Source organism: Rhizobium sp. 10N427 (genome assembly GCF_056394605.1).
Genome location: NZ_JBFTID010000002.1, coordinates 225,581 through 251,299, shown reverse-complemented (window position 1 = coordinate 251,299; position 25,719 = coordinate 225,581). Strand labels below are relative to the sequence as shown.

The window sequence follows — 25,719 nt, the reverse complement described above, 5'->3', positions numbered from 1 at the left end:
AATATGGAAAGCGGTCTCAAGGGTAAGGTCGTGTTTATCACCGGTGCGGCCGAGGGCATCGGGCGCGCAACGGCGGTCGCCTTCGCGAAAGAAGGGGCGACAGTCGGTCTACTCGACATCAACGAGGAACAGCTGAAGGATGTTGCAGCTGAGATCGAGAAGACGAGTGGCAAAGCCGTAACCGTCAAGGCGGACCTGATGACGGGTGAGGGCGTAAAAACGGGGTTGGACAAGCTTCTGGCTTCGACGGGCGGTGTGGTGGACGTCCTCGTCAACAACGTCGGTTCGGGAGCGATCCGTACGTTCGACCAGCTCTCCGATGACGACTGGGACAAGACCTTCCAGCTCAACTTCATGAGCTATGTCCGCGCCACACGCCATCTCCTCCCGATCCTCCGGGAGCGAAAGGGCTGCATCGTCAACAATGGTTCGGACCTCGCTCGCCAGCCTGAGCCTGTTCCGATCGACTACTCGGCCTCGAAGGCGGCTGTTCTGGCGCTGACCAAGGGTCTCGCCCGAGCCGAAGGCGCGAACGTGCGCGTCAATGCGGTCGCGCCGGGTCCGATCTGGACTCCGTTTTGGACGAAGCCAGGTGGTTTCGCTGAAACCATGGGCAAGCACTACAACATGGAACCGCAGGCTGCCGTCGAGCATGAAATGAAGCTTCGTCAGCTTCCGCTCGCGCGTCTAGGGACTCCAGAAGAAGTCGCCAACGTCATTGTTTTCCTAGCTTCCGATTTGGCTTCGTTCGTTACCTCCGCCGTTTGGGGCGTCGACGGCGGTAGTATTCGAGCGATCTGATCGGCTGTCGGTGCCGCGTCTCATAAAAGGGGCGCGGCATTGCCGATAGTAGAGCTGCAGGAAACAAAGATAGTAAAATCGATCACTTTATAGCCCATGAGAATACATTACTTTCTTGGGCATCGCCCAGTGGGCGTATCGATCCGCGAAATCAGCGCGGCTCAAACGAAAACTGAATTGGAGATATCCAGATGAGCAATGATGTGCCGGACCTGCTGGCTTCGTATTTCACTCTAGCAGGTGACATCTATCCTTTCGGACCGACGGAGATCAGCCCGATCCCGTTCCGTCACCGCGTTGAAGCTGCGGCAAAGGCAGGATGGAAGGGCGTTGGTCTCATCCATGCCGATGTGAAGGCGACGGCCGAAAAGATCGGCTACTCCGAAATGCGCAAGATCGTTGAGGGAGCCGGCATCAAGCATCTCGAGATCGAGTTCCTCGGGGATTGGTACAAAGACGGAGAAGCACGTGTCGCGTCGGACAAGATGCGTCGCGAACTCTTTCAGATGGCGGAAGAACTGAGGATTCGCGACATCAAGATTGCACCGGGACTGGGTGCAGACCTGTACAATCCGACAAAGGAAGAGATGACGCCAGATGTGGAGCGCATGGCAGAGGCTTTCGCCCAGGTCAGTCGCGAAGCTGCTGAGCACGGAACCGGCATCGCTCTGGAGATCATGCCGTTCAGCAACGTCCGCACGCTCGAAGTAGCTTTGGCAATTGTCGAGCAGGCGGATCAGCCGAACTGCGGCCTCTTGATCGATATCTGGCACATGGCCCGCGGCGGCATCTCGTACGATGACGTCGCGAAGATTCCGTTGAAACATGTCAGTTCGATTGAACTTGACGATGCCGATGAGGACATCATCGGGCTCCTCTGGGAAGACACGATCTATCACCGCAAGCTGCCGGGTCAGGGCGTTCTGAACCCGCCGGCCTTCATCGAAGCTGTCCGTAAGATCGGCTACCAGGGCCCTTGGGGCGTTGAAATCCTTTCGGAGACCTTGCGGAAGCTGCCCGTCGAGGAGATGGCGAAGCAGGCGTTTGACGCCACTAAAGCCCAATTCCTCAAGTAGTCGTCTTGTAGCGACGACAGCGGGCATCTGCTCGCTGTCGTATTCACGGCAGGACTATCTTGAGGCCTGCCTGTGCCTCTCTCAAAAGGGGAAGATAGCGCTCGACCATCTCTGCGGCAGGAACGTGCGCAGCAGGTGCTCCGATATTGATAGCTGCTATGACCTGACCTCGATCGTTCGCTATCGGGACCGCGATCGAACATAGCCCGAGCTCAAGTTCTTCATCGATGAGCGCATATCCCTGGGCTTTAACTTTCGCGAACTCGGCGATCAATTCGTCTTTGTCCGTCTTGGTTTTCGGGGTGTTCCGCTTCAGTTCAGTGTTGTCGAGTACGGCGAGGGCATCCGCCTCCGGCAGCATTGCAAGCAAGACTCGCCCCATCGATGCGCAGTAGGCGGGCAGACGACTGCCGGGGGTGAGATTGATGGACATTACCCTGCGCTGAGAAGCACGCGCGATATAGAGGATTTCTGTCCCCTCCAACACGGAGGCAGATGCGCTCTGTCCGGCCTTTTCCGACAGGACGTCCAGATATGGCTGGAGGAGCGCTGGTAGCGGTGTTGCCTCGAGATAGGCATGTCCCAGCCGCAGAACTTTCGGTGTCAAAGTGAAAAATTTTCCGTCGTAGCTGGCATAGCCCAACTCCGTCAGCGTCAACAGCGAGCGACGCACGGTAGCCCTATCAATCCCCGTAAGTTTCGAAGCGTCCGTGATGGAGAGACGACGATGCATATCGTTAAAAGCCTCAATCACCCTTAGGCCTCGGGCAAACCCACTCACAAAATCCGATTCTCGCATCGAAGACTCCACCTGTGCGCCATACGAACAAATATTAATTAACGCACAAATTTATTGCGGTCCAGTGGCGACCTGAATTATGTCTGATGGCGAGGGGCTGAGGAGGCTCTATTCCGACAAGGAGAAAATCCCCTATGGACAAGACTATCGGGAGCCTGGCTGAAGCCGTCTCCGAAATCGGCGACGGTGCCACGGTGATGATCGGCGGCTTTGGCGGCTCTGGTGCGCCGATCGAGTTGATCCACGCCCTCATTGACAAGGGACCCAAGAACCTAACCGTCATCAACAACAACGCGGGTAACGGCCGGATCGGTATCGCGGCTATGATCGACGCGGGCATGGTCCGGAAGATGATCTGCTCATTCCCGAAGTCGTCCGACCCGCGCGCCTTTACGGATCGCTATCTCGCGGGCCAGATCGAGCTGGAACTCGTTCCTCAGGGAACGTTGGCTGAGCGCATCCGGGCGGGTGGGGCCGGCATCCCGGCGTTCTACACTCCGACAGCATACGGAACGGAGCTTGCCGAGGGGAAAGTGATCGCCGAGTTCGACGGCCGGCCCTACGTTCAGGAGCGTTGGCTCAAGGCAGACTTCGCGATCATCAAGGCGCACGTCGGCGACACCTACGGGAACCTGACCTACAACAAGGCTGCTCGAAACTTCAACCCGTTGATGTGCATGGCCGCGACTAAAACCATCGTGCAGGTGTCCACAATTGTTCAGGCCGGCGAGATCGATCCCGAACACGTCGTGACCCCGGGAATCTTCGTCGATGGCATCGTCCGAGTTGCTGAACCCAAGCAGGAAGAAGAGCTCATCCGAGCCGGAGTTGTTTACGCATGACCATCAACGTCCGCGAAGATATCAAGCTAACCAACGCGCAGATCGCCTGGCGCGCTGCCCAGGACATTGCCGACGGAGCCTATGTCAATCTCGGGATTGGCTTCCCGGAAATGGTCGCTCGTTACCAGCCTCCCGGCCGGCAGGCGATCTTCCACACGGAGAACGGCATCCTCAATTTCGGAGAATCGCCGGCTGAGGGTGAGGAAGACTGGGACCTTATCAATGCGGGCAAGAAGGCCGTGACGTTGAAGCCGGGTGCTGCCTTCTTCCATCACGCCGACAGCTTCGCGATGGTCCGGGGTGGCCATCTTGACGTGGCAATCCTGGGAGCACTCCAGGTCGCGGAGAGCGGTGACCTTGCAAACTGGCGCGTTGGCTCGAAGGGCGTTCCTGCCGTTGGCGGCGCAATGGACCTCGTTCACGGCGCGAAGCAGGTGTCGGTAATCACTGAACACGTGACAAAGAACGGTGAGCCGAAGCTGGTCGAAAAATGCACGTTCCCGCTTACGGGCGTCGCGTGCATTACCCGCGTCTACACGAGCCACGCTGTTATCGACATCAAGGACAAGCACTTCGTGCTGCGTGAAATGTTGCCGACAATGACTGTCGACGAGCTCCAGGCCATGACGGGCGCGAAGCTTCATATCGACGGGCAGGTCGCCGATCTTGTCGTTCCTACCCTTTGAGGATTGATCATGACTGATGCATTCATCTGCGATTACATCCGCACGCCGATTGGCCGCTTCGGCGGTGCACTAGCCTCCGTTCGTGCCGATGACCTCGGGGCTATCCCACTCAAGGCCCTCATGGAGCGCAACGCCTCCGTTGATTGGGAAGCGATCGGTGATGTGATCTTCGGCTGCGCCAATCAGGCCGGCGAGGATAACCGCAACGTTGCCCGCATGTCTTCGCTGCTCGCTGGCCTGCCGGTGTCTGTCCCGGGCACTACGATGAACCGCCTTTGCGGGTCAGGAATGGACGCAGTAATTACGACAGCTCGTGCGATCAAATCAGGTGAGGCCGAATTGATGATCGCCGGAGGCGTCGAGAGCATGTCTCGCGCTCCATTCGTGCTGCCCAAAGCGGAGACGGCTTTCTCGCGCAATGCCGAAATCCATGACACCACCATCGGCTGGCGTTTCGTCAATCCGTTGATGAAGAAGCAGTACGGCGTCGACTCCATGCCGGAGACCGGCGACAATGTAGCTATCGACTACAAGGTCTCTCGCGAAGACCAGGACGCGTTCGCTGTGCGCTCGCAGGCTAAGGCAGCGGCGGCGCAGGCAAACGGCCGTCTGGCCAGGGAAATCATCTCGGTGACCATTCCCCAAAGGAAGGCCGATCCAATTGTCGTCTCCAAGGACGAGCATCCTCGTGCGACATCCATCGAGACGCTGGCCAAGCTTAATGTCATCAACAAGATGGACGGGGCGACCGTCACGGCAGGAAATGCTTCCGGGGTAAATGACGGCGCGGCCGCGCTTATCATCGCCTCTGAAGCTGCGGCGAAGAAGTACGGACTTACGCCGATTGCTCGGATCATCGGCGGGGCAACCGCTGGCGTCCCACCGCGGGTTATGGGCATCGGCCCCGCGCCCGCCACGCAGAAGCTCTGCGCGCGCATCGGGATGTCCCCATCCGATTTCGATATCGTCGAGCTCAACGAAGCCTTCGCCTCCCAAGGCATCGCTGTGCTCCGCGAGCTTGGCCTTGCCGAGGACGCGGAGCACATCAATCCGAACGGTGGCGCGATCGCCCTTGGACATCCGTTGGGCATGTCTGGCGCGCGCATTGCCGGGACGGCTGCTCTGGAATTGTCCCTCAACGGCGGGAAGTATGCTCTGGCAACGATGTGTATCGGTGTCGGGCAGGGGATCGCGGTCGCCCTCGAACGAGTTTAGTGCAGTCCATTACGGTCGCAGTGTCGCACTGCTGCGACCGTCCCCTCGATCTCAATTGGCGGGGGGCTATGACGAGGACGTTCGTGGTAGTTCCTGGTTACTGTGCCTGCGATCCAACTCGCGGCTTGTACCGCTCGGCCAGCTCCTGGAGGCGTCGGGCCTGGTCTTGGAGGACGTGGTAGCCGAAGAAGCCCATCACTCTCAATCCGGCTTCGGCACTTACCTGGCCGCGCAGCAGCTCCTTCAACTTCGCCAAGTCGTCGGTGAGCGATATCGCCCGTTTGATGTGAAGTTCTGCGACTGCGAGCTGAGCGTATGCACTCGGTAAAATCGCGGATTTTTCGAAGATGTCGAGGGACTTCTCGATGTCAGCCAACTCCGAAATTTCGCAAATCTTTATCCGGCACCTGTACTCATTGATCTTGATGAGATCGCGCTGCATTACCGACTGAGCAAAATACGGCCTCAAGGAGAGTTCCTTGATCCGGGAGAGTAACTCTCTGAGCTCGGCTTCATTGGATTGCAAGACGAAGAGTTCAACGCAGCTACCGAGGTAATTAGACCAAGCGTAATCACCCAAAGGTGGTTGAAGTTGCCTGTGCTCCGAGACGATTTGAAGAAGTTCATCGTCGTTGCGTTCACGGACGGCAACTTCTCGACGGGCTCCAAGACGGAGGTGTTGAAGGTCGTTCTTAATGCCGTCATGATCTGTCATCTGGTCGAGAGCGTCGTAGATGGCGATCTCTCTCGTGACGAGTTCTTGCTGGCGCTCTGGGGTTCGTGCCAGCCGACTGGCCAGTCGAAAACATTGAGCATGGAAAAACATCCCGAGGTGAGCCGGGAGACCGCGGGCTTCCCGCGCACGGGCCAACCACATTTCCGCTGTGGCGATCATCCGCATGTCCGGCATGTACTCGGCAGCAACCAGCCAAAGTTTTGCATGAAAGCCTATGTCGCCTGGTTTCGGAGCCCATCCGAGCGGTCTGGCGGTCTCGTTTTCGACGAAGTTCATGGCCTCGGACAACCATTCGAGTTCATTGGTCCGCTCGAACAAAGCCAGAGAGGAAGTCAGATAGGCGCTTGCGATTGCTGACTTGAGGTCGGCATTGAGGACGGACTGATTGTCTAACAATTTGCGAGCGCGCTTGAGTTCTTCCTGTAGCTGGGGGACGACGTGTCTGCCTTCACGATCGAGGTTCGACAAGAGCCGGCTTACGCACTCGCAATATAGAACGCTCCCGATGTCCGCATTGAAGTCAGCAGGAAGCCGCAGCGTGGCGTCTAAACTGTAGTCTCGGCCCGGGAGTCCCACCTTCATCGGTGACGACAGGTTGATCCTGAGGACACTGTCGTCTTTTATTACCTCGCCCCATACAGCCATCTGGCAGTTGTAGCGATCACACAGGTCTAAGGCGCTAGCATGGGCTTCGCTCAGGTTCTCATTGGCGGAACCGCTCTCCCTCAACCGCAGTGTCGTCGTGACCCGGTAGACGTTCACCCCCTCGGCATCGCCGAGGCTGCGGGCTACGTGGCGAGTTTGTCTCCCGTGTTCGTCGTGCTCGAAATCCAAAACAAGGACGTTGTACTGGTCGCCCGATGCGGGAGGCAAATCACGTGCCGCCACCCAGCGGCCCACCTTTCTCCAGTTGACTAGCTTGAGAAGTTGGCCAGCGACGTTGGTGGCGATCGGCGGAATGGTCATTTGATTTCAGCTCGAAATTCTTCGTCTATTCAGCTTCTTAAATGGGCGAGCTAATGTCCAGTGGAGCGGGTGCATTTGATGTGGACGGTATACGCTCATCCCCACATCCAAAGTGTAGCAGCGTGGTATCGGAGCGAAAGAGAGACATCCGGATCACTTCCATCGAGACCTTGAATGAAGCAGCAGAGTCGGGCGTGCCTCCGAGGACGCGGTGTACCTCGCCTCCATCGCACGGTATTTGGATTGAAGTCGTGTATCCGGTCAGTTTTTGGGGCGCTGCGATTTCTTCGGAGCGAGAGCTACAGCCGAAAACCCGACAGTTCGCATCCCTTCCTTGGATAAGGGACAACGGTTCGGGTCGGCTCTAAATCGACACACATTGGAAGAGATCGCAACGTCACGCGAGCCGATGCGATCGGTACGCGCAAACGCCATTGTGGCTTGGCTAGCTCAAGCCCCTTTATCCGCTGAAATGCACCAATAACGAAAATGAAAGGGAACATGATGCATCGCTTAGGAATACTCGCGGTTGGCTTGCTCGCTTGCGCTGCCAGCAGCCAAGCACTCGCACAGGATACCTACCAGATCGCGACCGAAGGCGCGTATCCGCCATTTAACTTTGTCGATACAAGTGGCACGCTGAAAGGGTTCGAGATCGACCTTGGCCACGCCCTGTGCAAAAAAATGAATGCCAAATGCGAATTTGTAGTTCAGGACTTCGACGGCAATTGAACGGCGTGTCTGAAGCTTTTGTCAAAACCTTGAAGCGGGACTATATACGCATCTCACCCATTCCGGACGCCGCAACAGCTCTCCGGAAGATCGACGGATGGATCGAAGACTATAATGAAGTCCATCCGCGCTCAGCGCTGAAACGGCCTCTTCAAGGAAGTTCATCAAAGCATTGTCTCAATAGCTGATCTGTCCGGCGAAATGGGGGGCACTCCAGGAAATCTTAGGAGAATATTCTCATTGGGTGGCAAAGTGTTTTGCGATACGCCGCTTTTTCCCCGTCCCCAAATCGATACTGTGTTGTCTGGTCCAGTTGACCACGTTTCGTGAACAGGGAGATTGCCGGGATGAACGCACATACCACTATGAACGCCCTGCAGGTGCGGGGAAAGGCCGACTTGGTTCTAAGCAAGCTCAGACTGCCAGAGCCGAAGGCCGGCGAGGTAGTGGTCAAGACGGCATTCGTCGGCATCTGCGGAACCGACCTCCATCTCTATCACGGCAATAGCTTCTTCTTGGATCAGGGCTTCCTGTCCTACCCATTTGTCTTTGGTCACGAATACACCGGGACCGTCGTGTCGGTCGGGGAGGGTGTGACGACACAGGTCGGGACGAGAGTGGTCGGCCACTGCATGGTGCCATGCCAGAAATGCGACAACTGCCAGCGCGGCCGACGAAACCTTTGCCGTGATCTAAAGGAGGTGGGACTTCGCTACATTCAGGGAGCGGCAGCTGAATACGTCGCGGTTCCGGAATATGCAGTAACCGTCGTGCCGGACAGCCTTTCTCTAAAGGCGGCTACACTGACCGAACCAACCGTGACCGCCTACAACGCTTGCGAAAGAACGGCGGTCAACAAGACTGACCGGGTCGCCGTGATTGGTACGGGAACGCTTGGTCTCCTCAGCGTGCTGATAGCGAAACTCACGGCCAAGTCGGTGGATGTGATCGGGGTTGCGGAATCCGAGCTCGAATTCGCCTCAGAGCTTGGCGCGGATCGAGTATTGCGTCCGGATGATGCTGTTGCCAACGGCTACGACGTGGTCATCGAAGCCTCGGGCGTCAAGTCGGCGCTCAGTCTCGCTGTTCGAGTGTCGGACCTGGGTGGCAGGATAGCCTTGATCGGGTTGCCGTCGGGAAGCTCCACCGATCTCAGCCAGACCGAGGTAGCTCTCAAGGATATCACCGTCCATGGTATCTTGCATGGCATCGACTACTACGGAGCAACCGTTGATCTTTTCGCGAGCGGAAAGGTAGACCCTACGAAGATAGTTGCCCAGGTCGGCACTGTTGAACAGGCAGCCGAGATGTTCGGGAAGATGACGATGTCAGGCCGCCGCCAGCCCAAGTTTCTTATCGAATTCGCAGGGGAATAATAACAAAGGGCCGGCGAAACGCCGGCCCCTTCTAGTTACAGCGCTTCCAGGATCGCTTCGAAGCCTGGCTGGATTTGCTTCATGATCTCGTCCCCCGGGAGCTTGTCGAGCTCCGACGAGAAAATCTCCGGGCCGACGCTGGTCATGTGACCGTGGTCGCGCAGAACTTCCAGGATTTCTTTGTTTGCGATCTGACCGTTTTCAATTGGTACTCGGTGGTAGAGGCAGTCTACGACGTTGGGTCGTCCAACAGGGGCCTCTTTCGAGCCATCGGCGATCTGAACCGTATCGATCATGCCGACCGGGATATCTGCGATGATCTTGTCGTTGCGCCCGGCGCGAGTGTAATGCCAGGTGTCGAAAATGATGCCGCTGTTCGGCTGATTTGCATCGCGGACGATCTGGACCACTTCTTCGACCTTTCTAAGCCCCCACAAAGGCATTGCCTCGATCAGGCACTTCAAGCCGTAAGACGCAGCGCGTTGGCATGTCTGGCCGTAGTAGTCCGTGAGTTCCGAGATCGAGTACCGACCTTCGGGGAAGGACCCGATGAGGTGGATGCGATCGACTTCGAGCTCGCCAGCGATCCGGAAGAATTCGTCGGGCGTACGGTTAAGGTAGGTAATCAAGTCTTCGTCGCCTTCGCTAGGCAGCCCGTCTGGCACCCAGAAGACCATTGGATCGAGGTAGCTGAGCTTAACCTCGTTGTCGGCGGCGATGCTTTTGATTTCAGCGAGGGTAAGACCGCTCTCGCGGGTGCGGTCGTAGTCTGCAGGCGACGTGCTTATGGTCCCGTAGCCGTATTTCGCAGCTAGCTCCACCCGTTCGCGGTAGGGCACAGAGCGTACTTGTGACAGCCAAAGCACTCGTTGATCGCGGGTGAACTTCATTTTCCATTCCTTCTAGTTTTACGGCCAAGGCAGACCTTCAACGGTGGTCCAACAGATCAACGCCTTTTCGTACCGCTCCGCCACCAAATGAACGCCGCTTCTGGATGCATTGCGATCGTTTTTCGCATCATTCTCCGCTGCTAAAAAGGAGCCTCCGTGAGAAACATTTTCTCGCCATTAGGGACAATGGGGCGTGACTTGCAGTCTAGTGTGCCAAATCCAGTGAAAGCCAACTTGAACATTTTCAGGATTGAGCGTTCGCTCCTGCAATTTATGATTTTGGTCATCGAAGCAGATATCGCATCTACGAGGGATCGATGATCAAGCATATTGTGATGTGGAACGTGAAAGGCGCGACGCCTGAAGAGAAACAGATCGTCGCAGAGGGGATAAAGTTGAAATTCGAAAGTCTTGTGGGAACGGTTCCTGGCCTTTTATCGCTGGAGATTGGCGTAGACTGTAGTCGGGTCTCGTATGCCTGTGACATAGTCCTTTATTCTGAATTTCGGGACCACGACTCCCTGAAGGCCTACGCAGATCACCCCGCGCATTTGAAAATTCGCGATGAGCTCAAAGACCTGCGAACCGCACGGTTCCAAGTAGATTACGCGCCGGCTTAGCTCGCGCGATAGAATCACGAACTCTGACTGATACACCGTTCCATTCAAAGGGGGCGGGAGCCTTCACGCGGCCGCGTCGGTTCGGATGCGCAAGTGCGAATCGGGGCGAAATGACGAGGCAGACGACTGAAAGGGAACTTTATGACTACGATTTCGGAAAATCAGCTGCCGCTCGCCGGGGTTCGGGTGGTCGAATTCTGCCAGGTCGCCGCGGGACCTTTTTGCGGAATGTTGCTTGCGGATATGGGAGCCGAGGTGGTGAAGGTGGAACACCCTTCGGGAGGCGACAGCTTACGCGCATGGCCGCCCATCACCGATGGCTTCAGCGAAAATTTTGCGTCGCTCAACCGGAACAAGCGGTCTGCCGCTCTCGATCTGAAATCTTCCAAAGACCGAGCGACGGCGATTGCCCTCTGTGCCGAGGCAGATATCGTGATCGAGAATAATCGTCCCGGAGCGATGGGCAGGAACGGGTTGGGCTACGAGGATATCAAGGCCATCAATCCCAGAGTGGTTTATTGCTCCATCTCCGGATTCGGTCAGGTTGGGCCGCGATCACAGGAGGGGGGGTTCGACGTCACGATTCAGGCAGTCGGTGGCGTCATGAGCGTGACAGGAGAGCCCGACGGAGCGCCGGTAAAGTGCGGTGTTCCGATCAGCGACTTTTCCACCGGCCTGTACGCGGCGTTTTCGATCGTGTCCGCTCTGCGGAAGGCCGAAGGAAGCGGGATGGGCGCACATATCGACATTTCTCTACTGGGGGCGACTTTGGCGGTAGCGGCGCTTCAGACGTCAGAGTATTTCGGCACAAATCGAGCTCCCAAAAAGCTCGGGTCGGCGCATCCGCGGAACGCTCCCTATCAAGCATTCCGAGCCGCGGACGATTACTTTGTCATGGCTGCGGGCAACGACAAGCTTTGGAGCAGTGTCTGCGACGTGGTTGAACGACCGGAGCTGAAATCTGATCCACGTTACGCATCCACGTCACTGCGCGCGAGAAATCAGGTCGAGCTCAAAGACGAACTTGAGCGGATATTCGCTCTCAGAAACGCCGCCGGGTGGTTGGATCGCTTTAGGGAGGCCGGGGTTCCCTGCGCCCCGATAAACGACTACGAAAGCGCCCTAGCAGACCCCCAAGTCGAGGCAATGGGTTGGGTGCAGGAAATGGATTTACCGTCGGGCAATCCCATCCGAACATTTGCAAGCCCGATTCTGTTGAATGGCGCGAACCTTCCCGTTCGTCGTCGCCCGCCGGCGCTGGGTGAGCACACCGAAGAAATCGAGGATGCCATCCTCGCCAGCCGTCGCACGGCTAACGGCTGATCTCCAACCACTGCCTCGGTTTCTTGCTCAATTTTGGAACTTCATGTAACTAGCTCAAATCGATTTAGAAACGCGGCCCGCTCATGGACAAGACGCTTCTCAAGGGTCTCAAGGTCATTGAGGCTCTAGGCCAAGGGGCCACGGCAAGGGGCGTTTCCGACCTCGCGGCCGAGCTTGAGCTGACGAAGAGCAACGCTCATCGCGTGCTCAAGACCTTGGAGTCTGCTGGTTACGTGCAGCACGATCCCGGAACGGGCAGGTATCGATTGTCCCTCAAGGTCTGGGAGCTTGGCTCACGCTTGGTATCGCGACTCGACTTCAAACGCGAAGCACCAGAGGTGATGGAGCGATTGATGCAGGCGACACGGGAGACTGTGCACCTGTCGATCCTCGCGGGCGATGAAGTAGTCTATGTCGATAAGATCGAAGGTCCGGAACCTGTACGCGCGTATTCGGCAGTCGGTGGTCGAGCGCCCGCGTACGCTGTTGCGACGGGAAAAGTTCTCCTGGCGTACCAGCCGCTGGACCTGTTGCCGAAACTCTCCAGCGCTCTCATTTCTTTCACCGACAAAACCGTGAAGTCCGTCGATGACCTGAGCATTGAACTTGGTCGCGTTCGTTCCCAGGGCTACGCAGTCAATAACGGGGAATACCGCGACGGCGTTAGCGGCGTAGCCGCTCCGATTTTCGCCCTGGAAGGCAACATCATTGCGGCTATTGGCATCTCGGGTCCCTCGATGCGATTTAGCGAAAAGCAGGTGCAGCAGCTCGCTCCTCATGTCGTCGCTGCAGCAAGTCAGATATCGGCGCGCTTGGGCTTCGGTGGTTGAGCCACGTTAAACGCCGGCCCATGCATTTGAAACGACAAGGTTCCGGAGAAGCCTGATCGTTCCTTCACGTGGGAATTCCTCGTGCCTTGCACCATCCCGGGTCTTTTCGACGAGCGTAATGGTGTCCGTGCTGATGTGTATCACGGCACTTGGGTCAGCGAGCTGAATTTTTTGGCCCGTCTTGCCCGCTATGATCTTGAGGGCATCGCTCTCTTCTAGTTCCACTGAATACTCCCAGGTCCCCGTCGAGGGAAAACTAAAGTACCTTGATCTTGTCATTGTTGTCTCCTGTTCGGTGACAGGCTTTGCATGGCTTCTGTAAAGATTGGCCGCGTAGAAAAGTTCAAATTGATCAAATCCGAAGTGGCAGCTCGTCGGCGATTTCGGCTCAATCGATCGCGAGGGTCCAGTGCGCACGCACGTATGACCGAAACCTGCGATCGAGGAGCCATTATGAATACCCATGCTGCGATTAGCGCGATCGGAAACACATCACTCGCGCGTGATGTCTTCGACGTGAAACAAGCGATGATCGAGTACGTGTGGTCCTTGGACTTCTCGGACTGGGAGCGTCTTCGTCGCGTCTTTGCGGACGACATCGTCTTCCGTTCAAGCAACATGGGCCACTACGAGGGTGCCGACAATCTGGTGCGCGAATTCCAGAACCGGACGGTCCGAACTCCGATACGCCGGCACATGCTAGCCTCCGCATTCGTGGACGTTCAAGGCGATAACGCAGTCTTCACCTCATACAACATCAATACTCGCGTGCGACCGGAAGCCCCTGGTGGCGACTATTTCTTCGGTGCCGGCTACTACCGCAACTCCTTCCGTCGGACGGCGGACGGCTGGAAAATGTACGATTTCCAGTGGGAAGCTACACTGCTCGAAGGCAATAGCGTGCTGGTCCCGACTTCGGGTCCGATGATCTATCTACGCGTCATGAGCGGTCTGCGTGATGCTCCGTGGGGTGGCCTTGAGACAAGTGCTGCAAGTCGTCGGGACATGTCGGATTACTCCCAGATCGAAGACCTGATCGTTGGACTGCATCGGGCCGGGGACGCCGACGACATTCATCATGTCACCTCGTCGTTCAGGGAGGATGCGATCATCTCGATCGCCGCAACGAGAATGGGCCGGCAGGCCGGGGCAGGCTACCTGTGCGCTTCGCAACGCGACAGCTGGCAAACGACCTTCCTCACGAACGTGAACATCTCGATTGACGGTGAGACGGCACACTTCGGCGCTTACGCGTATGTGAACCGTCCGACGGGCAAGCCGGACGGTGCGTTTCACGGTGGCGGTATCGTCCTTGCCAGGATCACGAAGGGGGAGGATGGTTGGAGAGTCGCAACGTACCAATATGTTCCCCTCTGGGATCGCAGGCAGCCCGTCGTCGAGCGAACTATGCTGGATGCGGACAATCTGGAACGTGCCCGGTTGGCCTACGCGAAAGCTGGACTTCCAAACTCGGGACGCGCGGAGAGTGACGTCGCTTCCCTGATGTCGCGTTACACTTGGTGCTACGATCTTGCCGATTTCGACCAGATCGGGGAGGTCTTTCACCCCGACACGGACAGCTCGTTCAATATGAACGGGACGCAGTGGAACATCGGCCGGGCGCAAATGCTTGCCAACATGAAAGCCAGCCGACAAAGCGTTAATCAAGTGATGCACTACGTCTATAACGTAGATGTCGAGCTTGGCCTCGATGGGGACTCTGCGTTTGTCCGGTGCTACGCCAACACCCGTCGTACTCATGACGACAGCGGGCGCGTCGCCATGGCCGGCGGCCACTACGCTATGCACGCTCGAAAGTATGACGGTCGATGGAAGTTCGACTCGTTCCGCTACACCCGTACGCATGAACCGTTCCTCTGAGCGCCTAAAGGCGCGTACGAACTGAAGACGCTCATCTTCAAGGGAGGGACATTATGTCAAAGGTATGCGTTATCGGTGCTGGCTCGGCCGGCATAGCAGCGTGCAAGGCTCTTCACGAGGCAGGCCTCGCGTTCGATTGCTTCGAGAAATCCGACCGCGTCGGCGGCAACTGGGTGTTCAAAAACAAGAACGGGATATCTTCGATTTATCGCTCGCTGCATATGAACACCTCGAAGACCAAGATGCAGTTCTCCGATTTCCCGATGCCTGACGATTATCCGGAGTATCCTTTCCACGAGCAAATCGCCAACTATTGCGATGCTTATGTCGACCATTTCGGCTTCCGCCAGTCGATCCGCTTTTCCTGTGGCGTAGTCTCCGCGAAACGGACCTCAGCAGGGACTTGGGAGGTGCTAGCCGAGGACGGTGAAACGCGAACCTATGCTCACCTCTGTGTCGCGACAGGAAGACACTGGCATCCGCGTATTCCGTCGCCAGGCTATCCTGGCGAATTCGCTGGCGTTCAGCTTCATGCCCATCAATATATCGATCCCCACGATCCTTACGATCTTGTCGACAAATCGATCTTGGTAATCGGCTTCGGCAATTCGGCCCTGGACATTGCCTGCGAGCTTGGCCGAAAAGAGCAAAACAAGCGGCTCTTTCTATCCGTGAGACGAGGGACGTGGGTTGTCCCGCGCTTTTTCGGCCACGGAAAGCCTGCCGATCACAACATCGTCCATCCATCGCGCGCCGTTCCGTTTCTGCGAAGGATTATCCCGAAGTGGTGGTCCGTCCGAAAGCGAGTGCGTGAAATCGAGGCCACGATCGGCAGGCCGGAGCAGTTTGGATTGCCCAAGCCAGAAAATGAGTTCGATTTCACCAAGGCTGCCACGAGCCAAGAACTCTACAACCGCGTCGGCTCGGGCGACATCACCGTAAAACCTGGCGTCTCGAAATTGGACGGCACTCATGTCCGTTTCGACGATGGATCGCGTGAAGAAGTGGACGCGATCATCTACGCCACCGGCTACAACATCGTCTTCCCATTCTTCGACGAAGGCATCGTCCCGGCGGGCGAGAAGCATCTCTCTTTGTGGAAGAGAGTGTCCCATCCGCAGATCGACAATCTCTTCTTCGTCGGCTTCCTCCAACCCCTTTGCGCGGTGATCCCAGTCGCGGAACAGCAATCCAAGTTCATCGCAGGAATCGTAACCGGTAGCATCCCATTGCCTGCGGCAGCGCAGCGAACGTTGGAGTGCGTGGAGGCGTCATCTGCCGGCGGTCCGGCGGGCCTAGCCTCCGGTCCTTACTCACTTCACGTAAACTGCTCGGACTACGTCAGGGAACTGCGGCGGACCGCAGACAAACTATCGAGCGGATCGGCGGCGGTAGTGGGATGGTAGGCCACATTCTGAATCGCTAGCTGCGAAATGACCGCTTATTGCTGACGGATTTACGGGCGTCCTTACTGTCGTGGTAGCTGAATTAGCCTCCATGGCGACAGCGCTCTCCTGCGAGTGATCATCATTCAGTTGTCAATTTTCGGCACGGCAGGCAACTTTCGCGCAGAAAGCGAAGGTATTTGCGTGTCACCTATGGCGATCTTGCCTCAGAGCACCCCAACTAGGCTGTTGATTTGGTACGGTTTCTTAATGATCGGCATTGTCCGAATGCTAAAGTAAACTTATGAATTGCACTCTTCAGTTGTTTAGGGGTGGGGACTCCCGGGGTTAATGGCGAATTTCAAGAGAACAATACTTATCGATGAGCCTTCCAATGAAGATCATTTCAACGGCAAGGGTCACGAGCGGACGGCGGTAGCACTGTCGAAGGCGATCGCAAATTTTTCGGGAAACGACAGGGCGATTGGGCTCGACGGTCCATGGGGCAGCGGCAAATCGACGGTAGTTGAGATCGCCAGGAAAATCCTGATCGAGAGGAAGACCAAGGACAATCGGGACTACAAGTTCTTCACTTTCGACATTTGGCAATCCCAAGGTTCGTCGTTTAGGCGGTCTCTGTTGGAGCACCTCCTGGACTGGACGGTTACCACATTCCCCAAGCATCGCGCGCAACTCCAGGAAGTCGAAAAGAAGGTCCGAGGCAAAGTCCGCCAGGTTAAGTCGACCAACCAGTCCATCCTAGACCTGTGGGGTGTCCTCGTCATACTGGCTCTCCCGTTTCTGCCGCTCTACTATTTCTGGGCGAAGGCAGAATTCGACGCAGTGAAAGACAAGATCGACTACGTCTGGTCCTATTCATTCGGGCTGCTTGTTTTCTTCGTCGGAGGAACTTTTCTTTGGGCTCTTCTGAAAGCGGTTTTTGACGCACGAAAATCGGGCGAGAGCTTCTGGAAAGGCACTTGGGACAAATATCGAACCGCGCTCTCGCAAACGCTGCTTATCGGGTCCAAGCAATTTGAAGATCAGAAGGTCACCCAGTATATAAGGGAAATCGACCCCAATGACTTCGAATTCCAAACGACGCTCCGGGAAATTCTGTCGATCGTGCAGTCCGACAAGATCAGGGTCGTTATCGTACTAGACAACATTGATCGTCTGCCCAAGAAAGAAATCAACGACTACTGGGCCCAAGTCCGCGCAGTCTTCTCAGGAAATCCCGCTGTGAAGAGGCCTCCGCCTGAGCAATGCGTTACCGCGATCGTGCCATATCACCGTCATCTGGTGGAGGAGCAAAAGGCCCCCAATTCGGATGACGATTCCACCGCACCAATTTCACCATTGGACGCGCGAGAGATTTTCACCAAAACGTTTGACGAAATCCTGCAGGTTTCGCCTCCCGTCATGTCGAATTCCCGTGAGTTCTTTATCGAAAAGATGGGGCAGGCGCTTCCCGAGGTATCGGACCGGGACGAGTTGTTTCGCGTATATCTCATCTTCGATCGGATCATTCGAAAACAAAGCGGCAGCGCCACCCCTCGGCAGATCATCGGCTTCATCAACGAACTTGCCGGAATGTACGTTCTTCATGGCGGACGCTTCAAGCTACCGACCGTGGCCGTCTATATTGCCTATCAGGACGCCCTCGAAGCCAACCCAGGCTTATTGAACGATCCCAAATCGATCGAGGGTCGAGTTCGGCAAATTGCCGCCGATAGTGACCTTGAACAGAACCTCTCGGCGATGATCTTCAACGTCGATCCCGACCTTGCACTTCAACTTATGCTCGACCAACGCATCAAGGATGCCGCGGTACAGGGAGCGGAAAAGCTCATCGAAATATCAAATTCCGCAGGTTTCGATGTCCGTGTAGACCAAGTCGTCCAGGAGAATTCCGATGAGTGGGACGACAGTGGTGAGCTTCCCGTAGCCGTCGCCAATTTCGCTGCGCTCTCGAAAGTCTACAAAGGAGACGCTAATCGGCACTTCCGCAAGAGCTTGGTGGCAGCAGTGATGCAGATGCGGCGCTTTAGTTTTGAGCCCAAGAGCAATCAGCGCCTGCTTGCAGCGACGGAGCTCGCAGAAGCTGAACATCTGCCTGCGCTTGTGAAGGCGATGGCGGCGGCAAGCCATCGTGGCCAAGGCGGCAAGAGCGACATCGTAGTCGAGGACGGTGTGCGGTGGGCGTCTTTCCTCGGAAGTCTCTACCAAAAGCTGACCGATGAGGGCGCGAACGCTATTCTTCCAAATGTCTTGCCCGACATAACAATAACCAGCAATCCACATTTTCTTTTCGGCTTTGCAGCGCGTGCTAAGAGTGAAGGCATCAGCGTCGAATGGTTACCGCAAACAAAAATAGACTTCGAAGGAAACGAGGGGCTCTTCTCTACATATGCGGTGGATCGTCCGACAGACATGGCCGCGGCACTCGCAGCAATGGAACCGCTGAAGCTGATCGACGATGTTGAGAAGATCGCGATCTTGTCGGCGCTTTTCGAGCAATTGAGTCAGCCAGAGATAGGAGACATGCCGAAATTTCGGCAGCAGCTAGAATTGGCCGCCGACGTATATGTCCAAATACCACGCGCATACCGCGCGAACATCGACGCCTCAAAGATTTTCACGGAATCGCCATTTTTCGCCTATCTGGTTCAGTCCCTGGAGTCGCGAGACGATCCGGTTCTTGGCTCAGCCCTTTTCCTTGCAATGCAATCCCCAGGTCAAATGAACCTGGCCACGCCGACCAAAGCAACTCGTAACGGGATTATTGCGGATACAACCGAGGCATTCGCTTCATTCTTGAACGCTTTGACGGCTGGGGAGGAAGTCTACACTGACCAGTTCAAGCGCATTGCCGAACTTCACAAGGCCGGGTCTGTTTTCGCAACGCTCCTGACCAGAGGCGCGGAACAACCGGGCAACAAGCTAGCCGATGAAGTGATCAAAGCTGGACTGACAGAAAACGAACTTCCTTACATCAGTCTTTCGACACTCAACAAGCGTTACGATTTTTTGAAACCCCTGCTCGGAGAGCAGCTCAACGACGTGTTGGCTCGTTTCGACGACCGGATCGATGCGAACGACTTGCCGAAGCTCGACATCTCCGATGTCAACGTAGCCCTTCTCCATGACGTTCGCGGTTTCGAGACGGATGGCTGGGCGAAGGTGCGCCGATACGTAGGGGACCAGTTGCAGACCGTCCCGACCGCTGAATGGCCGGAACACGTTATTCAAGCCGACCACCTCAACGATGTTCTTTTGGAAATGATCGAAGGAGCAGCTTTCAAGATCGGTGACGCCAGTTTTCGTGATGTCGTAGTACAGATGGTTGTGGATATCCTCGCCGGCAAGTCAAACCCAGGCGGTGGCAAAAACCTCGACTTACTTCTCAAGGCGATCGACCCGAGCTTTCATGGCGACATGTATCGTCAGGTTCGCGAACGCGCGCGCGACGTCACGCCCACGAGCTTGTCGACCGCAGTGCGCTACCTTCCCACGACCATTAGCCAAACAGTGCGATCGGTTGAGCAGCTGAAGAAAGACGAGAAGGACAGGCTTGTTCGCTACTTCCTATGCGCTGCGCTGGAAGGATCGATCGACACTGTATTGACTGACTTCGAGTCCCTTGGCCATTCGAAGGTAAAAGACATGATCGCTGCGTCCCAAGAGAGCACTCAGGAAAAGCTCCACGGTGCGATGAACGCGTTCTCAGAGCCGTTCTCTAATCGGGATAGAGCTCGTCGGCTGGGGGAACTCTTCTACGGGAAACGCAAGGTACGCGGGATGTTTGACATTTGGTTCGGCTCCGGAGAGTGACTTGAAAGCGCGCTTCCAACCGCAGGCATTCGGGGCGGCACAGTTCGCGCCACCCCGTTCCGGCTGGCTAGGCGGCACTGGCGGTGGACGCGCCCCCGAATGCCTCCGACCAGGCAGCTCGTACCTTTTCAGGCAATTTCACATCGACAACGCGCCTAGTTTCGGCGCTTTCGACCATAGCGTCGAGGGTGAACATGTTCACCACGGATTCGACCAGCGGAATTCTCTGAGCGACGCCGCCGCGTATGATGTCGGCAAAGTGCTCGATCTGATGTCGCGGCGATATCCGCGGGACGTAGGCAGAGCCCGCGTCAGGACGATCGAGCTGGACATCCTTCATCGTGAGGTTGCTATGTCCGGTGCGCTTCCGTATCGCGATGTGTTCCGGGACGTTGTAGCCAAAGGCCACGGGAAGATAAAGTGAGCCCTCGGTTCCGCTTACCTCTGCTTCTTTGCAAACTACAGCCCTGAGGCTGCTCTGGATGAAGGCGATGATACCGTTTTCGTAGCGTATGTGGCCGTGCAACCTCGCCAGGGTATCGTAGACCGTCCGGTCTCCGTCGAACGAGACGGATTGGGGCAGGCTGCGGGCGAGGTTGGTGCAGACGTGGAGCGGATAGCATGATCCGTCCAAGGCGACGCCTCCGCCCGAGGCCTTCTGCAACCGCCATTTGCGCGATTGGTCCTCCACAGACTCAGTTTCTTGGTCCCACTCCTGGAAACCCGAGCGTATTGTGTCGATCTTCCCGACCTCGCCGCGGCGCACGAGTTCTTCAAGCTGCATGTAGACAGGGCTGTAACGCAGCATGAAGCCTTCCATCACCTGGACGCCTTCGTCCAGGTGCATATCGAGCAGCTTGCTTGCCTGCTCACCGCTTGCGGTCAGCGACTTTTCGCAGAGGATATGTCGAACGCCGACATCGACGAGGGCGCGGATGTGATCATAGTGATGTGCCGGCCATGTCGCCAGGACCACCCCGTCGAGGTTTTCCTTGCGCACCATCTCAATCATGTCGGTGTAGACCGTTGCGCCGCCATATTTGCTGGAGAATGCATTCGCTGCGTCTACGTTGCGATCAGCGCATGCCGCGAAAGTCACGCCATCCTGACTATTTGCGACCGCCTCGCCATGAATCTCTGAAATCACACCGCATCCAATAATCCCAAGTCTTATGGGAGCTTTTTGGACATTCGTCTCTGCTGGCATTTCTTCCTCCAATTTTGAGCAACGATCCGCGACGTGGAAAATCACCGCGCCGCCGACGCTATGTTCAAATTGACCATCTCAGACGGAAGAAGAAACGCGCAAATTGGTCAATTCGGACAAATCTCGTCTCCGATCTCGTCCTCCCCAGCGGTACAAATTTAGCTGAGGAAATGAAGCCATCGCATGTTCGCGGCCGGTAGGTCCCCGTGGCCACCAGCAGGTGCGTGGAGAAAGGGAGAGCGAATGAATAGTCTCCAGATGCAGGGTTTGAGCCGAGAAGCCAAAGGGGCAGTAGATGCCACCCAAAAGGAAGAGTCGTTGCAAAACGACTCCAATTTGTTTCTGCTGCCGAGCGCGTTGATCCTCGGATTGGTCATGCTCGCTCCGTTGGGCTATGCCGTCTATCTCAGTGGCTTCGACTACTTCATGGGGCAATCGAAGACGTTCATCGGTCTCTCGAACTACCAGTTCCTCCTCTGGGATGAACGGTTTTGGAGCTCGCTTGGGCGGACGTTCTTCATCGTCATCTGTTCGGTAACGCTCGAGTTCCTATCGGGACTCCTGATTGCCTACGGACTGTACAATCTTGTCGCTGGATCGCGCGTCTTCAACGTGCTGATCATGCTACCGAATATTGTCACCCCCGTAGTATCCGGCATGTTCTTGCGCTGGGTTTTCGCGCCAGAGTGGGGGCTGTTGGACATTTCGTTGAACACGCTCGGTTTAACCGGTCCCGATTTCCTGAGTGATCCTCTCATGGCCCGGATCACCATCATCCTCGCGGACATGTGGCAGTATACGCCTTTCCTTGTCTTAGTCCTCTTCGCAGGACTGAACGGGGTCGATCGGAGCCAGGTGGAGGCGGCTCAGATCGACGGTGTAGGGGGGTGGTCGATGCTTTGGCGCATCATGGTTCCGAACATGCGTCCGATCATCGTCTTCGTCCTCGCGATCCGCCTCATGGATTCATTCCGCTTCTTCGATCAAATCTTCGTCTTGACGGCAGGCGGACCCGGGACGGCAACAGAGACCTTGTCACTTTATACCTATTCCCTCGGGTTCAAAGTGCTCGACATCGGCAAGGCGTCTGCGCTCGGCGTCATGACACTTCTCATCGAACTCGTGTGCGTCCTGACCATGATCCGGATCGTCTATCGCAAGGAAAAGGGAGCGTTCTAATGCAGCAGTATCTCAAGCAACCGCTCTTGATCGCAGCGCTGACCATCTTCACGCTGATAAACCTTTCCCCGATCATCTGGGGAGCCATTATCTCCATCAAGCAGCCCATCGACGCGTTCATTCCTACGCTATCGCTCGATTTCACTCCGACCCTTGAGTTCCACAAACAGGTTTGGTCGGAGAGCAATTTCCTTCACTACTTCACCAATAGCGTGATCATTTCCGCATCCACGGTAATAATCTCGCTGAGCTTCGGGACGATGGCAGCCTATCAGCTGACGCGGATGTCTCCGGCAACTTCACGGCCATTGTTGATCAGCATCCTCGGCCTCAGAATGTTTCCACACATCCTGCTTGCCCTGCCGTTCTTCGTCATCGCCCAGACGCTGTCGCTCATCGACACCTACCCACTGATGATCCTGTCTTTTGTGGCGATCAATCAGCCCTTCACAATCTGGTTGATGCGAAGCTTCTTCGCGGAAGTCCCCAAAGAGATATATGAGGCGGCGGCGATCGATGGATGCAATGCCTGGCACACCTTCTACAAGGTCGCCTTGCCAATGGTCCGCCCCGGCATCTGGGTAACAGCGCTCTTCTCGCTACTTCTTGCCTACAACGAGTTCCTGTTTGCCCGCGTCCTCTCTGGCCCAGCGACACGAACACTGCCGGTGGCAATCTCAGAATATGGGACGGAAGATGTGAGCTACTGGTCGGTCTCCGCGGCCGCGGCAATCGGCATCACGCTCCCGATCGTGATCTTCATCATCCTGTTGCAGCGGCATCTTGTACGCGGTCTGGCTATGGGGGCGGTAAAGGGATGACGGCGTCGGAAAACAACGAACAGACCGTTAGCCCCGGCATCCTTGTCGAAGATGTGCAGGGCGTACGGACCATCACCTTAAACCGTCCGAAGGTCGGGAATGCTCTGAACAGCTCGATGGTCCAAGAAGTCCTCGCGGCGCTGACCGATAGGGAAGGTGTCAGACTTGTGGTTTTCCAGGGATCGGGCCGCAATTTTTGCACCGGCTTCGATTTGTCCGATCTCGAGGCGTCGAGCGACGGTGACTTGTTGCTTCGCTTTGTGCAGATCGAAACGCTCCTCCAGACCATTCAAGCGCTGGATATTCCCTCGATCGGGGTGGCGAGTGGACGGACTGTCGGAGCAGGCGCTGACCTGTTTGCGGTTTGCGATATCAGGCTGGGTGTGTCTGGGGCTTCGTTTGCGTTCCCGGGGCCGAGGTTCGGCCTTGTGCTTGGGAGCCGCCGGCTGGCCGTGATCACCGGACGCGATCGAGCGCGCGAGATTTTGCTCCAATCGAAAACGATCGACGTGTCCGAGGGCGTCGCCCTCGGCTTGGTACATGAGGTCTTCGATGAGAGCCACATTGCAGACGCGATCTCAGCGCGCGTGGCATTAGCCGACACCCTCGATCCCGTGACCAAAGGCCAAATTAAGGCCGCGACATCAGACGCGCATTTTGACCAGGATTTGGCAAGTCTCGTTCGATCGGCCAGTCGTCCGGGGCTCAAGGCAAGGATCGCCGCATATTCAGACCTTCGCCGTACGGAGCTCGCGGAAAGACGTTCCACGTCGTCGAATGCCAACGGATCGAACTGAAGGAGGACCCCAATGGGAAGCGTAAAAATAGCAAACGTGAAAAAGAGATATGGCGCGCTCGAGGTCATCCATGGCGTCTCCGTTGACATCAAAGATGGCGAGTTTGTCATCCTGGTTGGTCCATCGGGTTGCGGGAAGTCCACGCTTTTGAGGATGGTCGCAGGGTTGGAGAGCATCTCAGGCGGCGAGATCGAGATCGGCGGCCGCGTGGTAAATCGCGTGGCACCTAAGAGCCGAGACATTGCGATGGTATTCCAGAACTACGCCCTGTATCCGCATATGACCGTCGCGGAAAATATGGGTTTTGCGCTGACAATGAAGGGAGTTCCCAAGGAGGAGATATCCCGAAACGTCAAAGCTGCCGCTGACATTCTGGCTTTGAACGATCTCCTCGCTCGGTATCCCAAGGAGCTTTCCGGTGGACAGAGGCAGCGCGTGGCCATGGGACGGGCGATCGTACGTCAGCCGCAGGTGTTTCTATTCGATGAGCCTTTGAGCAACCTCGACGCAAAACTTCGCGTAGCCATGCGCTCTGAGATCAAGGCTCTTCACCAGAGGCTCAAGACGACCACCATCTACGTCACGCACGACCAGATCGAGGCCATGACGATGGCGGACAAGATCGTCGTGATGCACAAGGGGCACATCGAGCAGGTCGGGTCACCGCTGGAACTCTACGATTTCCCTGCGAATGAATTCGTGGCCAGCTTTATCGGGTCACCGGCCATGAACATGTTCAAGGGCGCTGTAGCCGACAATGCTTTCGTGACGCGCGCCGGTACCCGAATGCCTCTTGTCGGCGCGCCCGCGGCAATTCATTCCAAGGCGGTCACTTACGGAGTTCGACCTGAGCATTTCCTACAAACTGAACTGGGCATCCCAGTCCGCGTGAAAATGATCGAGCCGACCGGGTCCGAAACGCAGGTTGTCGTGGAGACGGACAAATCGGAGGAATTCAGCTGCATATTCCGGGACCGGTTCAATGCAAAGCCCGGGGAGACGATCAAGGTGCTCCCGCGTTCTGACGTCATGCATTACTTCGACGGCGAGACCGGAGGAAGGCTCTGAGCGACCGCCCATGGCACCGACGTCGCTAGTGTGACGTCCCGAAATTTTTGTTTGCTGAACGCTTGTTTGAAGGTGTCAACCAGCTGCCGTGCTAAGGCATCTTGGCGGATACGAAAGGTTGGATGAGTGCGGCGTTGAGTATGTCCCAGTGTCGCCCTCCTTCAGCTGTTGATTAGCGACCGCGCGGACGATGCTGCCGTGTCATTGTTCGACAAGCCGACCGTTCCTCTTAGATTGCCGCTGTCCCAAAGGCGTGCCATCAATAGCCCACCAGAGCCGCACGAAGGATCGATGGAAGGAGCATTAGGAACTGGGGGCCCTCGATGATAAGTGCGCAAAGCGAACCGGCAGCAATAAAAAGCCGCGGTGCAATTGAAATCTTGCAGAACCTGCTGCACCCGGCTGTAGGTGAATTCCATTTTGCAGTCCCGTCCTAACGAAGAGCGGTTAACTATTTAGAGTGTGGCGATGATGGTCGCAAACACGAAATATAGTATTAACAGCCTTCTCTCCGAAGGGTTGAGCTTGTTTTTCCTTATTGCTTTCAAGAGGATGTGGCGGTGTTGTTGTTGTTTTAGATTGTTTTAACGGCGCTTTAACCACCAGATGTAGTCTGCTCCGAAGGTTAACGAGGTGCGGCCGCGCCTATTGTAAA

At 56.4% G+C, this 25,719-nt stretch carries 22 protein-coding genes and 1 pseudogene; 18 read left to right on the top strand and 5 right to left on the bottom strand.

Annotated features, from left to right (window positions below):
* The first annotated feature begins 3 nt into the window (after positions 1–3).
* Both AC1DIJ_RS05710 and AC1DIJ_RS05705 read left to right on the top strand, forming a co-directional pair.
* The gene (locus AC1DIJ_RS05710) at positions 4–801 is read left to right on the top strand and encodes an SDR family NAD(P)-dependent oxidoreductase (RefSeq protein WP_477831323.1); all 798 of its coding nucleotides are present in this window, start codon (positions 4–6) and stop codon (positions 799–801) included.
* A gap of 203 nt (positions 802–1,004) precedes the next feature.
* A complete protein-coding gene (locus AC1DIJ_RS05705) occupies positions 1,005–1,877 on the top strand; it encodes a sugar phosphate isomerase/epimerase family protein (RefSeq protein WP_477831322.1) in 873 nt (290 codons plus the stop codon).
* 43 nt (positions 1,878–1,920) lie between these two features.
* Here the strand turns inward: AC1DIJ_RS05705 and AC1DIJ_RS05700 are convergent, their stop codons facing one another.
* Positions 1,921–2,676, bottom strand: a complete 756-nt coding sequence (locus AC1DIJ_RS05700; RefSeq protein ID WP_113236888.1) for an IclR family transcriptional regulator — start codon at positions 2,674–2,676, stop codon at positions 1,921–1,923.
* Positions 2,677–2,810: 134 nt separating this feature from the next.
* Here AC1DIJ_RS05700 and AC1DIJ_RS05695 point away from each other — a divergent pair, with 134 nt between their 5' ends.
* Genes AC1DIJ_RS05695 through pcaF form a run of 3 tightly spaced genes read left to right on the top strand, consistent with a single transcriptional unit; the run spans position 2,811 to position 5,419 of the window.
* A complete protein-coding gene (locus AC1DIJ_RS05695; RefSeq protein ID WP_477831321.1) occupies positions 2,811–3,518 on the top strand; it encodes a 3-oxoacid CoA-transferase subunit A in 708 nt (235 codons plus the stop codon).
* Entirely contained in the window at positions 3,515–4,204 is a 690-nt protein-coding gene (locus AC1DIJ_RS05690) for a CoA transferase subunit B (protein ID WP_113236886.1), read from the top strand. Before AC1DIJ_RS05695 ends, AC1DIJ_RS05690 begins: the two co-directional genes overlap by 4 nt.
* A 9-nt stretch (positions 4,205–4,213) precedes the next feature.
* Complete coding sequence (gene pcaF, locus AC1DIJ_RS05685; RefSeq protein WP_477831320.1) at positions 4,214–5,419, top strand: 3-oxoadipyl-CoA thiolase; 1,206 nt, start codon at positions 4,214–4,216, stop codon at positions 5,417–5,419.
* Between the two features lie 97 nt (positions 5,420–5,516).
* Here the strand turns inward: pcaF and AC1DIJ_RS05680 are convergent, their stop codons facing one another.
* Positions 5,517–7,121 carry a hypothetical protein gene (locus AC1DIJ_RS05680; RefSeq protein ID WP_477831319.1) on the bottom strand — a complete coding sequence of 535 codons (1,605 nt, stop codon included), beginning with the start codon at positions 7,119–7,121 and terminating at the stop codon, positions 5,517–5,519.
* A gap of 489 nt (positions 7,122–7,610) precedes the next feature.
* Between AC1DIJ_RS05680 and AC1DIJ_RS05675 the strand changes: the two genes are divergently transcribed.
* The 3 genes and pseudogenes from AC1DIJ_RS05675 (at position 7,611) to AC1DIJ_RS05665 (ending at position 9,229) form a co-directional block, all read left to right on the top strand.
* A complete protein-coding gene (locus AC1DIJ_RS05675; RefSeq protein ID WP_477831318.1) occupies positions 7,611–7,853 on the top strand; it encodes a transporter substrate-binding domain-containing protein in 243 nt (80 codons plus the stop codon).
* Positions 7,847–8,037: pseudogene (locus tag AC1DIJ_RS05670) on the top strand (integrase core domain-containing protein); the annotation flags it as partial. The gene AC1DIJ_RS05675 and the pseudogene AC1DIJ_RS05670, both read left to right, overlap by 7 nt.
* 163 nt (positions 8,038–8,200) lie before the next feature.
* Positions 8,201–9,229 carry a zinc-dependent alcohol dehydrogenase gene (locus AC1DIJ_RS05665; protein WP_477831317.1) on the top strand — a complete coding sequence of 343 codons (1,029 nt, stop codon included), beginning with the start codon at positions 8,201–8,203 and terminating at the stop codon, positions 9,227–9,229.
* Positions 9,230–9,264: 35 nt separating this feature from the next.
* On the opposite strand, the gene AC1DIJ_RS05660 is transcribed toward AC1DIJ_RS05665, so the two are convergent.
* On the bottom strand, positions 9,265–10,119 hold the full coding sequence (locus AC1DIJ_RS05660) for a sugar phosphate isomerase/epimerase family protein (RefSeq protein WP_477831316.1): 855 nt from the start codon (positions 10,117–10,119) through the stop codon (positions 9,265–9,267).
* Positions 10,120–10,436: 317 nt separating this feature from the next.
* On the opposite strand from AC1DIJ_RS05660, the gene AC1DIJ_RS05655 reads away from it, so the two are divergent.
* The 3 genes from AC1DIJ_RS05655 (at position 10,437) to AC1DIJ_RS05645 (ending at position 12,892) form a co-directional block, all read left to right on the top strand.
* Positions 10,437–10,739 carry a Dabb family protein gene (locus AC1DIJ_RS05655; RefSeq protein WP_477831315.1) on the top strand — a complete coding sequence of 101 codons (303 nt, stop codon included), beginning with the start codon at positions 10,437–10,439 and terminating at the stop codon, positions 10,737–10,739.
* A 141-nt stretch (positions 10,740–10,880) separates the two neighbouring features.
* Positions 10,881–12,062, top strand: coding sequence for a CaiB/BaiF CoA transferase family protein (locus AC1DIJ_RS05650; RefSeq protein WP_477831314.1), 1,182 nt, complete (start codon positions 10,881–10,883; stop codon positions 12,060–12,062).
* Positions 12,063–12,145: 83 nt separating this feature from the next.
* On the top strand, positions 12,146–12,892 hold the full coding sequence (locus AC1DIJ_RS05645; RefSeq protein ID WP_477831313.1) for an IclR family transcriptional regulator: 747 nt from the start codon (positions 12,146–12,148) through the stop codon (positions 12,890–12,892).
* A 6-nt stretch (positions 12,893–12,898) separates the two neighbouring features.
* Here the strand turns inward: AC1DIJ_RS05645 and AC1DIJ_RS05640 are convergent, their stop codons facing one another.
* The gene (locus tag AC1DIJ_RS05640; protein WP_477831312.1) at positions 12,899–13,171 is read right to left on the bottom strand and encodes a hypothetical protein; all 273 of its coding nucleotides are present in this window, start codon (positions 13,169–13,171) and stop codon (positions 12,899–12,901) included.
* Between the two features lie 174 nt (positions 13,172–13,345).
* Between AC1DIJ_RS05640 and AC1DIJ_RS05635 the strand changes: the two genes are divergently transcribed.
* From AC1DIJ_RS05635 to AC1DIJ_RS05625, 3 genes are all read left to right on the top strand, one after another.
* Positions 13,346–14,773, top strand: a complete 1,428-nt coding sequence (locus AC1DIJ_RS05635) for a nuclear transport factor 2 family protein (RefSeq protein WP_477831311.1) — start codon at positions 13,346–13,348, stop codon at positions 14,771–14,773.
* 53 nt (positions 14,774–14,826) lie between these two features.
* Positions 14,827–16,179, top strand: coding sequence for a flavin-containing monooxygenase (locus tag AC1DIJ_RS05630; RefSeq protein WP_477831310.1), 1,353 nt, complete (start codon positions 14,827–14,829; stop codon positions 16,177–16,179).
* Positions 16,180–16,509: 330 nt separating this feature from the next.
* Positions 16,510–19,992, top strand: coding sequence for a P-loop NTPase fold protein (locus AC1DIJ_RS05625; RefSeq protein ID WP_477831309.1), 3,483 nt, complete (start codon positions 16,510–16,512; stop codon positions 19,990–19,992).
* Between the two features lie 67 nt (positions 19,993–20,059).
* On the opposite strand, the gene AC1DIJ_RS05620 is transcribed toward AC1DIJ_RS05625, so the two are convergent.
* Positions 20,060–21,199 (bottom strand): Gfo/Idh/MocA family protein, encoded by a 1,140-nt coding sequence (locus tag AC1DIJ_RS05620; RefSeq protein WP_477831308.1) that lies wholly within the window; start codon positions 21,197–21,199, stop codon positions 20,060–20,062.
* A 243-nt stretch (positions 21,200–21,442) separates the two neighbouring features.
* On the opposite strand from AC1DIJ_RS05620, the gene AC1DIJ_RS05615 reads away from it, so the two are divergent.
* The 4 genes from AC1DIJ_RS05615 to AC1DIJ_RS05600 are packed head-to-tail and all read left to right on the top strand — an operon-like array spanning position 21,443 to position 25,064.
* Positions 21,443–22,378 (top strand): carbohydrate ABC transporter permease, encoded by a 936-nt coding sequence (locus tag AC1DIJ_RS05615; protein ID WP_477831307.1) that lies wholly within the window; start codon positions 21,443–21,445, stop codon positions 22,376–22,378.
* Positions 22,378–23,199: a carbohydrate ABC transporter permease gene (locus tag AC1DIJ_RS05610; RefSeq protein ID WP_477831306.1), complete on the top strand. Its 822-nt coding sequence runs from the start codon at positions 22,378–22,380 to the stop codon at positions 23,197–23,199. Before AC1DIJ_RS05615 ends, AC1DIJ_RS05610 begins: the two co-directional genes overlap by 1 nt.
* The gene (locus AC1DIJ_RS05605; RefSeq protein ID WP_477831305.1) at positions 23,196–23,996 is read left to right on the top strand and encodes an enoyl-CoA hydratase/isomerase family protein; all 801 of its coding nucleotides are present in this window, start codon (positions 23,196–23,198) and stop codon (positions 23,994–23,996) included. The genes AC1DIJ_RS05610 and AC1DIJ_RS05605 overlap by 4 nt, the downstream gene beginning before the upstream one ends.
* Before the next feature lie 12 nt (positions 23,997–24,008).
* Entirely contained in the window at positions 24,009–25,064 is a 1,056-nt protein-coding gene (locus AC1DIJ_RS05600) for an ABC transporter ATP-binding protein (RefSeq protein WP_477831304.1), read from the top strand.
* The last annotated feature ends 655 nt before the right edge of the window (positions 25,065–25,719 follow it).

Coding starts and splice junctions, on each gene's coding strand:
- AC1DIJ_RS05710 (WP_477831323.1), top strand. CDS start 4: ATGGAAAGCGGTCTCAAGGGTAAGGTCGTGTTTATCACCGGTGCGGCC.
- AC1DIJ_RS05700 (WP_113236888.1), bottom strand. CDS start 2,676: ATGCGAGAATCGGATTTTGTGAGTGGGTTTGCCCGAGGCCTAAGGGTG.
- AC1DIJ_RS05695 (WP_477831321.1), top strand. CDS start 2,811: ATGGACAAGACTATCGGGAGCCTGGCTGAAGCCGTCTCCGAAATCGGC.
- AC1DIJ_RS05690 (WP_113236886.1), top strand. CDS start 3,515: ATGACCATCAACGTCCGCGAAGATATCAAGCTAACCAACGCGCAGATC.
- pcaF (WP_477831320.1), top strand. CDS start 4,214: ATGACTGATGCATTCATCTGCGATTACATCCGCACGCCGATTGGCCGC.
- AC1DIJ_RS05680 (WP_477831319.1), bottom strand. CDS start 7,121: ATGACCATTCCGCCGATCGCCACCAACGTCGCTGGCCAACTTCTCAAG.
- AC1DIJ_RS05675 (WP_477831318.1), top strand. CDS start 7,611: ATGAAAGGGAACATGATGCATCGCTTAGGAATACTCGCGGTTGGCTTG.
- AC1DIJ_RS05665 (WP_477831317.1), top strand. CDS start 8,201: ATGAACGCACATACCACTATGAACGCCCTGCAGGTGCGGGGAAAGGCC.
- AC1DIJ_RS05660 (WP_477831316.1), bottom strand. CDS start 10,119: ATGAAGTTCACCCGCGATCAACGAGTGCTTTGGCTGTCACAAGTACGC.
- AC1DIJ_RS05655 (WP_477831315.1), top strand. CDS start 10,437: ATGATCAAGCATATTGTGATGTGGAACGTGAAAGGCGCGACGCCTGAA.
- AC1DIJ_RS05650 (WP_477831314.1), top strand. CDS start 10,881: ATGACTACGATTTCGGAAAATCAGCTGCCGCTCGCCGGGGTTCGGGTG.
- AC1DIJ_RS05645 (WP_477831313.1), top strand. CDS start 12,146: ATGGACAAGACGCTTCTCAAGGGTCTCAAGGTCATTGAGGCTCTAGGC.
- AC1DIJ_RS05640 (WP_477831312.1), bottom strand. CDS start 13,171: ATGACAAGATCAAGGTACTTTAGTTTTCCCTCGACGGGGACCTGGGAG.
- AC1DIJ_RS05635 (WP_477831311.1), top strand. CDS start 13,346: ATGAATACCCATGCTGCGATTAGCGCGATCGGAAACACATCACTCGCG.
- AC1DIJ_RS05630 (WP_477831310.1), top strand. CDS start 14,827: ATGTCAAAGGTATGCGTTATCGGTGCTGGCTCGGCCGGCATAGCAGCG.
- AC1DIJ_RS05625 (WP_477831309.1), top strand. CDS start 16,510: ATGGCGAATTTCAAGAGAACAATACTTATCGATGAGCCTTCCAATGAA.
- AC1DIJ_RS05620 (WP_477831308.1), bottom strand. CDS start 21,199: ATGCCAGCAGAGACGAATGTCCAAAAAGCTCCCATAAGACTTGGGATT.
- AC1DIJ_RS05615 (WP_477831307.1), top strand. CDS start 21,443: ATGAATAGTCTCCAGATGCAGGGTTTGAGCCGAGAAGCCAAAGGGGCA.
- AC1DIJ_RS05610 (WP_477831306.1), top strand. CDS start 22,378: ATGCAGCAGTATCTCAAGCAACCGCTCTTGATCGCAGCGCTGACCATC.
- AC1DIJ_RS05605 (WP_477831305.1), top strand. CDS start 23,196: ATGACGGCGTCGGAAAACAACGAACAGACCGTTAGCCCCGGCATCCTT.
- AC1DIJ_RS05600 (WP_477831304.1), top strand. CDS start 24,009: ATGGGAAGCGTAAAAATAGCAAACGTGAAAAAGAGATATGGCGCGCTC.